Origin of the sequence: Synechococcus sp. R55.4 (assembly GCF_047461935.1) — a bacterium.
GTDB lineage: Bacteria > Cyanobacteriota > Cyanobacteriia > Thermostichales > Thermostichaceae > Thermostichus.
The window spans coordinates 1-13,040 of sequence record NZ_JANSIF010000011.1 but is presented as its reverse complement, the minus strand read 5'-3'; the positions used below and the strand labels follow the sequence as shown (position 1 = coordinate 13,040).

The window sequence follows — 13,040 nt, the reverse complement described above, 5'->3', positions numbered from 1 at the left end:
GTTAGGGAGAGAACATGGCCACCACTGCAGTTGCACCTCAAGTCGCACCTCGCCTGGCCCAGCCCCATCTGACGCTGCAAACTCTGCCCATCGGGGCCGACACCCTTGCCATTCGCTCCCAAGATTGGGATCGGGATCGATTTGATATCGAATTTGCTCTGGAAAACGGCACCACCTACAACTCCTTTTTGATTTGCGGCGAGAAGGTGGCCCTCATCGACACCTCCCACGAGAAGTTTCGCCAGTTGTACCTGGATTGCCTGCAAGGGATCCTAGATCCTGCCCAGATCGACTACCTGGTGGTCAGCCACACCGAGCCAGATCACAGCGGCCTGGTTGGGGATCTGCTGGAGCTGGCGCCCCAGATGACGGTGGTGGCCTCCAAGGTGGCGGTGCAATTTCTGGAAGATCTGGTGCATCGGCCCTTCCAGCGGCTGGTGGTGAAACAGGGAGATCGCTTGGATCTGGGCAAGGGGCATGTCCTGGAATTTATCTCTGCCCCCAACTTGCACTGGCCCGACACCATCCTTACCTACGACCACGGCACCCAGATCCTTTACACCTGCGACGTGTTTGGGATGCACTACTGCGACGATTTCGCCTGGGACGAACATCCCCACCTGTTGCAGGCCGACTTCAAGCTCTACTACGACTGCCTCATGGGGCCCAACGCCCGCTCGGTGTTGTCTGCCCTGAAACGCATGGAAGCCTTGCCTCCCATCGCTGCCATTGCTACCGGCCACGGCCCCCTGCTGCGCCATCACCTGTCCGACTGGGTGGAGCACTACCGCACCTGGAGCCTGGAGCAGGCCAAAGCCGAGCGCCTGGTGGCAGTGTTCTACCTGTCCGGCTATGGCCAGGCGGAAACCTTGGCTCAAGCCATTGCCCGCGGGATCCAAAAAACCGGCATCCAGGTGGAGCTGGCAGATTTGCGGCTGGTGGATGCCCACGAGGTGCGGGAGCTGATGAGCTTGGCCGCCGGTGTGGTGATAGGCATGCCGCCCCAATCAGGGCCTGAGGCCGCCACCACTCAAGTGCTGCTGAAAACCCTTTTGGCCTCTGCCCACAGCAAGCAAGGCTTTGGTCTGTTTGAGTCGGGCGGCGAAGATGATGAGTCGGTGTACCTCTGCCGCAACACCCTGCAAGAAATCGGCGCCAAAGAGGTGTTTGCCCCCATTCTGCTCAAGCAGCCTGCTGGCGAGGCCCTGCTGCAACTGGCCGAAGAAGCAGGTACCGACCTGGGGCAGTGGCTGACCCGGGATCGCAGCATTCAGCAGATGAAAGCCTTGGATGCCGACCTGGATCGCGCCCTGGGCCGCATTAGCAATGGCCTCTACATCATCACTGCCCGCAAAGGGCAAGCCACCAGCGCTATGCTCGCCTCCTGGGTAGCCCAAGCCAGCACCGATCCGCCAGGGATCAGCATTGCGGTGGCCAAGGATCGGGCCATCGAATCCTTCCTGCAGGTGGGAGATACCTTCGTGTTAAATGTGCTGCAAGAAGGCCATTACCAACCCTTGATGCGCCACTTCCTGAAGCGATTTCCACCGGGAGCCGACCGCTTTGCCGGGATCAAGACCTACCCTGCTGCCAACGGATCCCCCATCTTGGCCGATGCTTTGGCCTACCTGGAGTGCCGCGTGGTGAGCCGCCTGGAAACCAGCGATCACTGGGTGGTGTACAGCACCCTAGAAGCTGGTCGGGTCTCCAGCCCAGAGGGCCTCACCGCCATCCACCACCGCAAGGTAGGGAATCATTACTAATACTGATAGTGAGCAGTGAGAAGAGAGAAGTGAGAGATAATTTCTCACTCCCAGCCCTTCTCCCTGGGGAAGCTGGGATCCCTGTAGCGAACAGACTCACAAATTCAATAGGACTGCCGATAGACCAAGCCATCGGGATGTAGGAAGAAGGGGCTGTCTTCTCCCAGGCGGATCCCGCTCTGCTCCAGCTGTTCCCCTTGGCGGGTCGCAGGCCCTAAGGGCAGCCCCTCTGTTCCCTGTTGAATCCTTTGGGATCCCTGCTGGGCTGGCCGATAAGGGACGTTGTTCAAACCTGAGGAAAAGGGATCCGAGGGGGCATACCTCTGTCGCCAGCGCTGGTAGGGGCTGACTTGGATCCCTGCCTTGTCCATCTGGGTTGTCGAGAGGGCAGAGGCAGGTGCTGACACCTCTGACAACTGCAGTGAAGAGGGCAGAAGGGCAACCGCCGGACATGGCTCAGCTTGTGCCCAAGCCCCCGGCGCAAAAAACAAGGCCAGAAGGCAGCCGCTCCAGCAAAAGAAGATGGCACGCCGCACGGGAAGATCCCTCCATAAGCTCAACCCAGCCGCTTCTCAGGCCATTTTCTGAAGAGGCAGGACTGAGAGCGCAGCTCCCATCTTGTCGATGCCGCCTTGAAGGCCGGGTGATCGGGATCCCCCCAGTTGAGTGATCTCGATCAGATCAGCAGACCTACTCTAGAAATGGAGTCTAAAGCCCTGCTCTACCGCTGCGCAGTTTGCCTTGGCTTAGCCAGCCAGTAGAGCAAGGAGCATGTCAAGAAACGGCGGATTTGCCAGGATAGTCTGCGCTGCTGACCCGTACATAGGCGTGCCAAGCCAAGTCCAGCAGGCCATCCAACACCGCTGCAGCCACTGCCGGGCCTCCTTTGCGTCCCTCAGTGCGGATGTGGGGCACCATGGAATCGGCTAGCTCCTGCTTGGCTTGCACCACGTTCACAAACCCAGCCGGCGTGGCGATGACCAGAGCAGGGGCCACCTCCTTCTTTCTAATCAGCTGCACCAAGGTGGAGAGGGCAGTCTGGGATTGGCCAATCACAAAGATCGCCTCAGGGTAGCGTTGGGCCAGGGTTTCCAAGCCCCAAGCGGAGCGGGTCTTGTCCCTTTGGGGACGGGTAATCGCTTCGCTGCCGCAGTAGATGGGGTTGGAAAAGGTGTTCTGAACAGCCCAGGCAATGCCCACCTGTACCATCGGCTCATCGACCACAATGGTGGTACGCGCTGCCAAGGCCGCCGCCCCAGCCTGTAAGGCTTCGTTACCAAAACGGATGAGGTTCAAGTACTCAAAGTCGGCAGTAGCATAAATAACCCGACGAACCACCTCATACTCAGCAGGAGAAAGCTCGTGCTTGCCCACCTCCTGGTCGATGATCATCAAACTCTCTGCATCGGTTACGTGCCACTCCATCGATCCCAGACCCCGCCCGCCGTTTATCCTCAGTAATGACAGGATTGTACCTGCAGAGGCTCCAATGGGTGGGAAAAACCATCGCTCAACCTGGGGGCCAGCCCATCCCCCGACCGCCCAGAACGTGAATGTGGAGATGAAAGACGGTTTGCCCGCCGTCTTCTCCTTCGTTGATCACCAATCGGTAGCCTTTATTTAAACCTGCCTCGGCAGCCACCCGCTGAGCGGTCAGCAGGAGATGTCCCAGCAATGCCTCATGTTCGGGCTTGGCCTGGGAAATGCCGGGGATGGGCTCTTTGGGCACCACCAAAATGTGGACAGGGGCTTGGGGGGCAATATCTTTGAAGGCCAGGGCTCTATCGTCTTCGTAAACGATTTGTGCAGGGATCTCCCTGCGAATAATCTTGCCGAAAACTGTGTCGCTCATGGGTGCTCACAAATTAGTTCTGCCCTTAGCCTACCTGCTAACCGCACATTCTCCCACCCAGGTGGCGAGAGTGGCGCTCGGCACCTACTGCTTCAGCAGCCATTCAAATTCCTGCCGCAGTGATTGAATATGCCCCACTCGCGAGACCAACAGCGCATCTCGCCCGGCATCGCGAAAACGAGAGCGCCACATACTGACCAAATCGGGGTTGCTGCACCAAAAGCGGATAACAGCGTCGACCAACTGATCCAAGTCCCAGCCGCGCCGGGCCGGCACTTCCTCCAGGGATCCCAGTAACGCATCGAGGGTGCAGGAGCTGGTACCCAGGTATTCCACCCCACAGGGCCGCTGGGCCAGCTTCTGTTGCTGATGAAAGAACTGTAGAGCAGGGGCGATGCCGATGATCTCGAAGGTGTAAACCATGTTGCTCCGCAACGCTGACGCGACTGGGCTCAGTCCTACAGAGTTTTTTGCGAAAGATTCTAAAAAGGGGGCTAGCAGTCTCAAAACCAAATCAAGGTTGGGATCCCTTCCCAACTATCCTCGATCTGATCCTGGATGTTAGGTATTGATTATACTCAACTTGGGCAAAATGCCAAGGCAAAGGACAGGCAGATCCCTGCGTGGCGAAATACTTTTGCGCCACAGAGGAAGGCTTTGCCTGATGGGCACTCCCTCGTTCAGCTCTGTGTAAATAATCTGTGCAGAAATCTGTGCAGATAAGAGGTAAAGCTGCTAGCAAACACAAGTGAGGACTGCTAGCATCCAATGGGATCTTTTGCTAATTGGCTTTAGCTACACAACTACAGCCCACTAAGGGACCACGGGATACGGTTGTATGGTCATTCTAGGCTAATTGAGACACTCCCCAAGCGTTCCGCGCCGCTGCCGCGACCACCCCCAGCCCCTCTCCCAGAGGGAGTCATCCCTCACCCCCAGCCCCTCTCCCAAAGGGAGAGGGGAGTTAGGAAGCAATACAACAGAATCTTTCAGTCCTGTTTAAAATGACTATAAACCTGCTTGTTTTAAACCTCGTTGGGGTCAAGCCTCGTAAACACGATTTTTGTATCCCCCAGTTTGTGAACAGGCTGTATTGTCACCTGCCTTTTCTGCAGACATTGAAGCAGACATTGAAGATTGTGACTTGAGGCAAGCAAAAGCACAGGCATCAAAAAACTGGCGTGGCCGCATTCTCCGACCGCGCCACCAGCTCAAGCCCTCTCCTCTACCCAAGTCGGTATTGTGTCTTGGGTCTTTTCTTGAGTGGGGGGGAGTTGAAACTGAATGCGCGGCTGTCCCACTCCATAGGTGAGGGTGTAGCTCCACTGCAGGCAGCGCAGCCACAGGCGGGGGTAACGCGCTTCTAGCCAGGGCTGCAGGCGACGCAGCAGATTTGGAAGCCAGCCCCTGAACAAAGCAGAGGTCAAGGCCAGGCCGGTATAGCTGAGGTAGGTGGGTAGCCACTGGGCAAAGCCTTTGGCCCCTACGGCCTCCCAGATCCACAGCAGCAGCCGTGGGTTTTGTAGGGCAGCTTTGATGGCCATGCGGTTAAACGCCAGCCAGCCGGCCCGGTCTTTGATGAAATCGTCCACCACCTCCGGCGGCTCGGTGGCGAGAATGCCAAAAAAGCTGTTGAGGGTGGCATTGATGCGCTCGGGGGGCAGCACCTTGCCGGTGGGCACCATCATCCCCCGCGAGAAGAGCCAGGTGACGGCGGAGTTGCCCTGGTAGGCCCGGATCTGGGCTAAGTCCGCCGCCCTGAGCAGGTCGTGGCGCAGCGCCGTATCCAGGAGATCGCACAGGCGGGGGCAATTGCGCACCAGGGATCCAAACCCGGTAAAGCTAAGGGGCGATTGCATAGCCGCCGCATCCCCTATGAGCAGTATCCGGTCAAAGGGTTCCGAAGACTCCGCCCCGCTGCCGCGAACAGGGTGCCGGGGCTGGCCAAATCGTCCGGGGATATAGCCGAAGGTCGCTTTTTTCCACTGCAAGCGCTCTGGGTCGCAGCGGCGGTATTCCGGCAGAATAGTGAAAAAATCTTCGTACAGTTCCAGCAGGGATCCGGGGTTTTCTGGATGCACCTGGTGGTAGTGGAACAGGTAGAAGGTGAGATCTTCGCCTGGGCCGGGGAACAGCTCCCAAATGAGTTGCCGACCGCGGCTGATGTCCCCGTGGCTGGCCAGAATGTCCCCAAACTGGGGATCCCATACCCCTGGCTCAAACCCCCCCGCAATGGTAGCCCCCACCGTGGGGCAGACGCTATCAAAAGCCCGATGGCGGTAAAGCTGCTGGGCAATGGGAGAGACTGTTCCCATAGCATCCACCACAAGGCGGGATCCCAGCCGAAACTCCTCGCCGGTGGGCAAATCCTTCAAAACCAGCGTGACGCCTTGTTCGCCAACATAGGCCCGCTGAAACTCGGTGCGCTCGTAGATGGCTCCCCCACAGGAAGTGAGGATCTGGCCACAAAGCTGCAGGAGTTTTTCGGCATCAATGGCCAGATTGAGTACCGTGGGCGTGTGCAGGACAGGGGCGCGAACCGGGCTATTGCCGTCAAAAAACTTGTTGAACCCATCCGTGTATTCCCGCAGGATCAAGCTCTCCATCTGCTCGGCGCTCAAAAGGCTCAAATCCACCAGGGTTTGCAGCTCCCGCCGGGAGATGTTCCACTCGCGGTTCATGCGGCCAAAAGGGAGTCGCTCCACCAAGGCCACGCGGTAGCCCAAGCGAGCCATGGCCGCTCCATAGATGGCTCCCAGCGCTCCTCCCACGATGGCCAGATCCCACTCCACTGGGGCCGGCTCAGGGCCAGGCTGGCAAAACAAGACCGGCTGAGCAGGGCGGTGGGCTGCGTGGCAATGTTGCACTTCTTCCCGCCAGCGCTTTTCCCACCAGTACACCCGCTGCAGGTCAAATTCTCCATTGGGGATCCGCCGAAAATACTTCACCGTTTGCGGGTAGAAAGGCTCAAGCTGATCGAAGATGGATCCCCGGTTCAGGTCGATCTGGGGCAACTGCGGGTAGCAGTGGGGAAATTGGCTTTGAATGGCCTGTTCCAGCTCTCCCAGCCAGCGAGCTTGGCGGGGGAAGGGCTGTTCCGACCACTGGAACACCTTGAGATAGGTGGTGTTCAGCCCCGACCACAAGAAAAGGGCCAGCTCAGCGCCGGATCCCTGTAGGCGCAGGCCCGTGGGGGTAAGAACCTTCTGGCTGCCTTGGGGCAGGGGGATACACTCCTGTAGCCAGCGCAGCACTTGAGCACTATCGGGGCAAGGGATCTCGCGGTAGTAAAGGGAAGTAAGCACGGCGCCGAGATAAGAAACCGAGCAAATCTTTACCCATTGTGACATGAGGGGATCCCTCCCTTTGCCGATCCCAGGGATCACCCCCTACCCAGGTTTCCCCCCAGCTGCAGATCTGCAGGGGTGTTGCAATTGGTGAGCATCCTCTCAAGGGACTCCGTCCCGCTGTCGGGAACGGTCAGGGGCAGGATGGCTGTTGGCACCTGGGATAGCCAGACCTGAAAGGATCTTCCCCCCGCCTGCAAGAAACTCTCCAGGGAGCCTAGCTGCGCCAGGCGATAGAAGCCACACAGGGGCTCCCAGCCCCGCTGACTTTTGGGCAGGGCGGCCACCGTCTGAGGGGGCAGGGTGGCAAGGCGCTGTCGCCAATCCCCAAGAACCTGCTCCTGCAAGCAGGGCAGATCGCAGGCCAGCAGCAGGATCCACTCCGGGGGAGCAGCCAAGGTTTGTAGCCGCCGGATCCCCTCTTGAAAGGCCAGCAGCGGGCCTCGGTGTTGCTCCGCAATGCTGTCCCGACCACGTGGGTCTTGCCCGACCAGGGGGGGAACGTTTTCCCGCCAGAGGTGCCAACCGGGATCCACCACCGGCGCATAGCGCTCCGGCCAGGGGGTGAGGATGTAAACCGCGTCGGCGCAGGCTGCTGCCACCTGAGCCACCCGTCGCAGCAGGGGGATCCCATCCCAAAGCACCAGGGCTTTGTCGGATCCCATGCGGCGGCTGTTGCCCCCGGCCAAGATCAGAGCCACGACCGCAGGCGGGGAATCTTCAGGCATTTTGGACATCCAGTTTTCCACAACGAGCAGCAGGTATTTGTGGAGGAATAGGATAGGGATCCCATCCTCTCCTCACTCTAGCCGCTATGTCTGAGCCCTCTGGTCGTCTGGTTTGGAACCACTCCACCCACATCTCAGGGTTGATCCCTGTTTTGGAACGCCTGACCCGGCAGGCGGGCATTAAAACCGTGACGCCGGGCGCTCTGTCCTGCAGCCGTGGGCGGATCCCCCAGTTGCAGTTGCGGGTTTCGGTGCCGATCCGGGGCGGGTACAAGCTGGTGGCCCGCAAGGGAAGCAGCGTGCAAGAGGTGTTTGTGGTAACGGATCTCAGCCAAACCGAGCTAGAGGCGGCTATTCTCCGCTGTTTGTAGTCAACTGTTTGTAGTCAACCGAGCCTCGTTATTGCTCCGCAACGCTGTCCCGACCCAGAACTTCGTCCTGCTGGGGCAAATGGCACATCAGTTGAGGATGAGTTAGCTATGTCTCGTGCTAGTCTCAAGCCCGCCCGTATCAGCGCTGTTTTACCCGGATCCCTGGCAGCAGAAGTGGGCATCCAACCTGGAGAGGCCCTGGTCAGCATCAACGGCGAACGCCCCCGCGATCTCATCGACTACCGCTTCCTGATCGCTGAGGAGTGTGTAAGCCTGGAGATCTTGAATAGCCAAGGGATCCCGCGCACAGTTGAGCTGGAGAAGGGGATCGACGAGGATCTGGGGCTGGAGTTTGAAACGGCCCTGTTCGATGGCCTGATCCAATGCGCCAACGCTTGCCCCTTTTGCTTCATCGACCAACAACCCCCGCAGATGCGGGCGACGCTGCACCTCAAGGACGACGACTACCGCCTCAGTTTTCTCTACGGCAGCTACCTCACCCTCACCAACTTGCCTGCCGCCGAATGGGAGCGCATTGCCCGCCTGCGCCTTTCTCCCCTCTATGTCTCGGTACATGCCACCGATCCCGAACTGCGCAGCCGCCTGTTGAAGAATCCGCGGGCCGGGCTGATCCTGGAGCAGTTGGCCTGGTTTCGCCAACACCGCTTGCAACTGCACGCACAGGTGGTGGTCTGCCCAGGCTGGAACGATGGGGATCACCTCACCCGCACACTCCTCGATTTGGCCGCCTTTCGCCGGCCCGTAGACGGGATCCCCACCGTCCTCTCGGCAGCAGTGGTGCCGGTGGGGTTGACGCGCTTTCGCCCCCCTGGTGATGAGCTGGTTCCTGTCGATGCGGCCAAGGCCCGAGAAGTGATCCAGCAGGTGGAAACTTTGCAGGTCGGGTTTCGGCAAACATTGGGATCCACCTTTGCCTGGCTGGCCGATGAGTGGTATTTGCTGGCGGGGTGGGAACTGCCCCCGGAAGAGCACTATGAAGATTACCCCCAACTGGGGAATGGCGTGGGATCCCTGCGGCTTTTCCTCAGCCAGTTCGAGCAGCTCAAACTGCCGCCTGAGCTCCCTTCTCCCCTCAAGGTTCTGTGGGTGGTGGGCAATGCCGTAGAGCAAGCCTTCCAGCCTGTGGTGGAGCAGATGAACCGCATCCGCGGGCTGCAGTTGGATCTTTTGCCTATTGCCAGCCAATTTTGGGGACAAACCCTGACGGTAACCGGGCTGCTGACGGGCCAAGATGTCTTGAATGCCTTGAAATCGGTTGAAAACTTGGCGGCCTACGATGGGCTGCTGCTACCTCAGATTGCCCTTAAGGATGGGGAGCGCTTTTTGGACGATCTGACCTGGCAAGAGGTGCAGGCCCAGGTGGGGATCCCGGTGGTGCGGGTGGACGGCGGGCCGGCAGGCTTGGTGCAGGCGGTGCAACAGCTAGAACAGGGCTATGCCTACGGCACCCTGTGTTGTTCCGCAACGCTCGGGCGAAGGGAAACTGCACCGCTGACGCGACCAAGAACAGCTTTGAGCCGAGGATCCTGAGGCGATGCAGAGGTTGCGGCGAGGATTGTTTCTGCTGCTGGGGGTGGGGCTGGGGATCCTGGCCATCACGGCTTTGGCCTCTTTCTATGTAGATCTGGCTTGGTTTGCCGAGCTGCATGCTCTGCCGGTGCTGTGGACGCGGGTAATTGCCCGCTGGGGGCTGGGCCTGGGCGCTTTCCTCTTTGCCCTGGCGGTGGTGGGATCCAACATCTGCTCCTGCTGGCGGGGGGCAACCTTGGCTGGGGCCTGGGCGATTGCCACAGGTTTGAGTGTTTTCTTTGCTTGGTCTCTTTCCAATCACTGGTTCACGCTGTTGCTCTGGCTCAACCAAGGGCCCGTCGGGGAGTCAGATCCGATTTTCAACCGCGATCTCAGTTTTTTTCTCTTCAGCCTGCCTTTCTGGGAGACGCTGCAGCAGTGGTGCTTCAACCTGGTGCTGCTCACCTTGATTGCCGTTGTCCTCATCTACTTGGTAGAGCTGGGGCTTTCCGAGCAACGGCTGACCTTGGCCCTTTCTCTCTATGCCCAGCGGCACTTGCTGATCCTGGGGGGATCCCTGTTTCTCATTCGGGCTTGGGGCCATTGGCTGGATCGCTACGAGCTGCTCTATTCCACCCGCGGCGTTGTGTTTGGGGCCGGTTTTGCCGATGTGCATGCAACTCTGCCGGCCACGACCTTGATGAGCGGGGTGGCGGGCTTGACGGCAGTGGGGTTCTGGGTTTTGGCCCGCCAAGGGATCCGCCTCAACCTTCCTTTCCTCAAGTCCTGGTGCCCTTCCTGGGCCAGCTCTCTCCTGGCGCCGGCCATCCTCTGGGGAGCCTACCTGGGGTTTGGGCTGCTGACCACCCAACTTTACCCCCAACTGGTGCAAACTTTCTTGGTGGCCCCCAACGAGCTGGAGCTGGAACGCCCTTACATCGAGCACAACATCCGCTTTACCCGCGCCGGTTTTGGCCTTAGCCAGGTGGAAGTGCACCCTTTCCCAGAAGAGGGATCCCTGACCTGGGAGATCCTGCAGCAAAATCAACCCATCCTGAGCAACGTGCGCCTCTGGGATGCGGAGCCTCTATTGGCCACCTATCGACAACTGCAAGAAATCCGCCCCTACTATCAATTCCCCTATGTGAATGTGGATCGCTACCGCATTGGGGGAGAATTGCGCCAAGTTATGCATGCCGCCCGCGAGCTGGACTTTGCCCAGGTGCCCCCCGCCGCCCAAACCTGGGTTAACCGGCGGTTTTTCTACACCCACGGCTATGGCCTCACCCTCAGCCCGGTGAATGTGGTGACCCCTGAAGGCCTGCCGGATTTTTTCCTATCGGATATCCCGCCGCGGGTTTCTCCCCGCTACCCTGAGGTGGCCCCCGTCTTGCGGGTGGAGCAGCCGGCCCTCTACTACGGCGAGCTGACCACCACCGATGTTTTCGTGGGTGCTGAGGCGCGGGAGTTGGACTACCCTGCAGCAGAGCGCTATGTGTACAGCAGCTATCAGGGCAGCGGTGGCGTGCCCATTCCCCACCTCTGGCAGCGGTTTCTCTACGCCTGGCATTTTGGCGATCTGCGCATCCTTCTCAGCCGCGAGCTATCTTCTACCACCCGCTTTCTCTATCGCCGCCAAATCCGCGAGCGCATCCGTCGGGTGATGCCGTTTTTACTCTACGACCGGGATCCCTACCTGGTCATTCAAGGCGGCAAGCTCTACTGGTTTTTCGATGCCTATACCACCAGCAGCCGCTACCCCTACTCGGAGCACCTGCCCGGCTTTCCCTTCAACTACATCCGCAACTCGGTCAAGGCGGTGATGGACGCCTACAACGGCAGCATCGATTGGTACATTGCCGACCCTCGGGATCCCCTCATCCAAGCCTACGCCCGCATCTACCCCACCCTCTTCAAGCCTCTGGAGGCAATGCCGGAGCCGCTGCGGCAACACATCCGCTATCCCCAAGACCTCTTCCGCCTGCAAGCGCAGCAGTTTGCCACCTACCACATGACGGATCCCCGCCTCTTCTACAACCGCGAGGATCAATGGCAGATCCCCGGCCAGTTCCGCAACCGGCGGCGCATCCCCATGCAACCGCAATATCTCATCCTCACCTTGCCGAGGGATCCCCAAGAGGTTGCCAATCACACTCCTGAGTTCGTCCTGCTCTCCCCCTATACCCCCGTTAACAAACAGAACATGGTGGCTTGGATGGCGGCCCGCTGTGACGGGGAAAACTACGGCAAGCTGCTGGTCTACGAATTTTCCAAGCAACGCCTCATCTATGGCCCTGAACAGGTGGAAGCGCGGGTCAATCAGGATCCCTTGATCTCCGAGCAAATTTCCCTCTGGAACCAGCATGGGTCGCGGGTGAACCTGGGCACGCTGCTGGTCATCCCCATCGAGACTTCTTTGCTCTATGTTCAGCCCCTCTACATCGAAGCAGAACAGGGCCGCCTGCCCCAGCTCACCCGGGTGATCGCCGCCTACGAAGACCGGGTGGTGATGGAACCGACCCTCAGCCAAGCCTTGGAATCGCTCTTTTTGCCGAGGGGTAGCCGGTAGAGAAAGGGATCCCCTCCTCATTTTTGAGGCAGGTAGTTGACGAAACTTAACGGATGTTTTAAGTTTAGGTTGTCAATCTTCGCGCTTCCTTAGGGAAGTTTGTCCTCATGACTACTGTTATCCAACGTCGCTCAACCAGCAACGTGTGGGAGCAGTTCTGCGAGTGGGTCACCTCCACCGACAACCGCCTTTACATTGGCTGGTTCGGGGTGCTGATGATTCCCACCCTGCTGACTGCCACCACCTGCTTCATCATCGCCTTCATCGGGGCTCCGCCTGTGGACATCGACGGGATTCGCGAGCCTGTTTCTGGTTCTTTGCTGTACGGCAACAACATCATTTCTGGGGCTGTGGTGCCCTCTTCAGCAGCCATTGGCCTGCACTTTTATCCGATTTGGGAAGCCGCCTCACTGGACGAGTGGCTGTACAACGGCGGCCCCTACCAACTGATTGTGCTGCACTTTTTGATTGGGGTGTTCTGCTACATGGGCCGCGAGTGGGAGCTGAGCTACCGGCTGGGGATGCGTCCCTGGATTGCGGTGGCCTACTCGGCGCCGGTGGCAGCGGCCACAGCAGTGTTTTTGATTTACCCGATTGGGCAGGGGTCGTTTTCGGACGGGATGCCCTTGGGGATTTCGGGCACCTTCAACTTCATGCTGGTGTTTCAAGCGGAGCACAACATCCTGATGCACCCGTTCCACCAGTTGGGGGTGGCCGGCGTGTTTGGTGGGGCGTTGTTTAGCGCCATGCACGGGTCGCTGGTGACCTCCACCCTGATTCGGGAGACCTCGGAAGAGGAGTCCCAGAACCTGGGGTACAAGTTTGGGCAAGAGGAAGAGACCTACAACATTGTGGCGGCGCACGGGTATTTTGGCCGGTT

Annotated in this window: 11 protein-coding genes; 5 read left to right on the top strand and 6 right to left on the bottom strand. The window is 59.2% G+C overall.

The annotated features are described in order from the left end of the window. Positions 1-14: 14 nt before the first annotated feature. On the top strand, positions 15-1,763 hold the full coding sequence (locus tag NW842_RS04180; RefSeq protein WP_414417535.1) for a diflavin flavoprotein: 1,749 nt from the start codon (positions 15-17) through the stop codon (positions 1,761-1,763). 104 nt (positions 1,764-1,867) lie between these two features. On the opposite strand, the gene NW842_RS04175 is transcribed toward NW842_RS04180, so the two are convergent. The 6 genes from NW842_RS04175 to NW842_RS04150 all read right to left on the bottom strand — a co-directional run bounded on the left by NW842_RS04175 (position 1,868) and on the right by NW842_RS04150 (position 7,699). Then, the gene (locus NW842_RS04175; RefSeq protein ID WP_414417534.1) at positions 1,868-2,299 is read right to left on the bottom strand and encodes a hypothetical protein; all 432 of its coding nucleotides are present in this window, start codon (positions 2,297-2,299) and stop codon (positions 1,868-1,870) included. Positions 2,300-2,537: 238 nt separating this feature from the next. After that, on the bottom strand, positions 2,538-3,188 hold the full coding sequence (locus NW842_RS04170; RefSeq protein WP_414342089.1) for a precorrin-8X methylmutase: 651 nt from the start codon (positions 3,186-3,188) through the stop codon (positions 2,538-2,540). A gap of 85 nt (positions 3,189-3,273) precedes the next feature. Next, a complete protein-coding gene (locus NW842_RS04165) occupies positions 3,274-3,615 on the bottom strand; it encodes a histidine triad nucleotide-binding protein (RefSeq protein ID WP_011432043.1) in 342 nt (113 codons plus the stop codon). Between the two features lie 84 nt (positions 3,616-3,699). Continuing rightward, the gene (locus tag NW842_RS04160) at positions 3,700-4,038 is read right to left on the bottom strand and encodes a hypothetical protein (protein ID WP_414373935.1); all 339 of its coding nucleotides are present in this window, start codon (positions 4,036-4,038) and stop codon (positions 3,700-3,702) included. A 788-nt stretch (positions 4,039-4,826) separates the two neighbouring features. Beyond that, on the bottom strand, positions 4,827-6,965 hold the full coding sequence (locus NW842_RS04155; RefSeq protein WP_414417533.1) for an NAD(P)/FAD-dependent oxidoreductase: 2,139 nt from the start codon (positions 6,963-6,965) through the stop codon (positions 4,827-4,829). Positions 6,966-6,997: 32 nt separating this feature from the next. Continuing rightward, on the bottom strand, positions 6,998-7,699 hold the full coding sequence (locus NW842_RS04150) for a molybdenum cofactor guanylyltransferase (RefSeq protein ID WP_414417532.1): 702 nt from the start codon (positions 7,697-7,699) through the stop codon (positions 6,998-7,000). Positions 7,700-7,776: 77 nt separating this feature from the next. Here NW842_RS04150 and NW842_RS04145 point away from each other — a divergent pair, with 77 nt between their 5' ends. From NW842_RS04145 to NW842_RS04130, 4 genes are all read left to right on the top strand, one after another. Continuing rightward, complete coding sequence (locus tag NW842_RS04145) at positions 7,777-8,061, top strand: DUF2103 domain-containing protein (protein WP_011432039.1); 285 nt, start codon at positions 7,777-7,779, stop codon at positions 8,059-8,061. Positions 8,062-8,169: 108 nt separating this feature from the next. Further along, positions 8,170-9,612 carry a TIGR03279 family radical SAM protein gene (locus tag NW842_RS04140; RefSeq protein ID WP_414417531.1) on the top strand — a complete coding sequence of 481 codons (1,443 nt, stop codon included), beginning with the start codon at positions 8,170-8,172 and terminating at the stop codon, positions 9,610-9,612. 4 nt (positions 9,613-9,616) lie between these two features. After that, a complete protein-coding gene (locus NW842_RS04135) occupies positions 9,617-12,160 on the top strand; it encodes a UPF0182 family protein (protein WP_414417530.1) in 2,544 nt (847 codons plus the stop codon). A gap of 107 nt (positions 12,161-12,267) precedes the next feature. Next, positions 12,268-13,040 (top strand): photosystem II q(b) protein (locus tag NW842_RS04130; RefSeq protein WP_414417529.1); only part of this gene is annotated, 773 nt, incomplete at its 3' end.

Excerpts from the sequence above, each read along its gene's own strand:
- NW842_RS04180 (WP_414417535.1), top strand. The coding sequence starts at position 15 with ATGGCCACCACTGCAGTTGCACCTCAAGTCGCACCTCGCCTGGCCCAG.
- NW842_RS04170 (WP_414342089.1), bottom strand. The coding sequence starts at position 3,188 with ATGGAGTGGCACGTAACCGATGCAGAGAGTTTGATGATCATCGACCAG.
- NW842_RS04165 (WP_011432043.1), bottom strand. The coding sequence starts at position 3,615 with ATGAGCGACACAGTTTTCGGCAAGATTATTCGCAGGGAGATCCCTGCA.
- NW842_RS04160 (WP_414373935.1), bottom strand. The coding sequence starts at position 4,038 with ATGGTTTACACCTTCGAGATCATCGGCATCGCCCCTGCTCTACAGTTC.
- NW842_RS04155 (WP_414417533.1), bottom strand. The coding sequence starts at position 6,965 with ATGTCACAATGGGTAAAGATTTGCTCGGTTTCTTATCTCGGCGCCGTG.
- NW842_RS04150 (WP_414417532.1), bottom strand. The coding sequence starts at position 7,699 with ATGTCCAAAATGCCTGAAGATTCCCCGCCTGCGGTCGTGGCTCTGATC.
- NW842_RS04145 (WP_011432039.1), top strand. The coding sequence starts at position 7,777 with ATGTCTGAGCCCTCTGGTCGTCTGGTTTGGAACCACTCCACCCACATC.
- NW842_RS04140 (WP_414417531.1), top strand. The coding sequence starts at position 8,170 with ATGTCTCGTGCTAGTCTCAAGCCCGCCCGTATCAGCGCTGTTTTACCC.
- NW842_RS04135 (WP_414417530.1), top strand. The coding sequence starts at position 9,617 with ATGCAGAGGTTGCGGCGAGGATTGTTTCTGCTGCTGGGGGTGGGGCTG.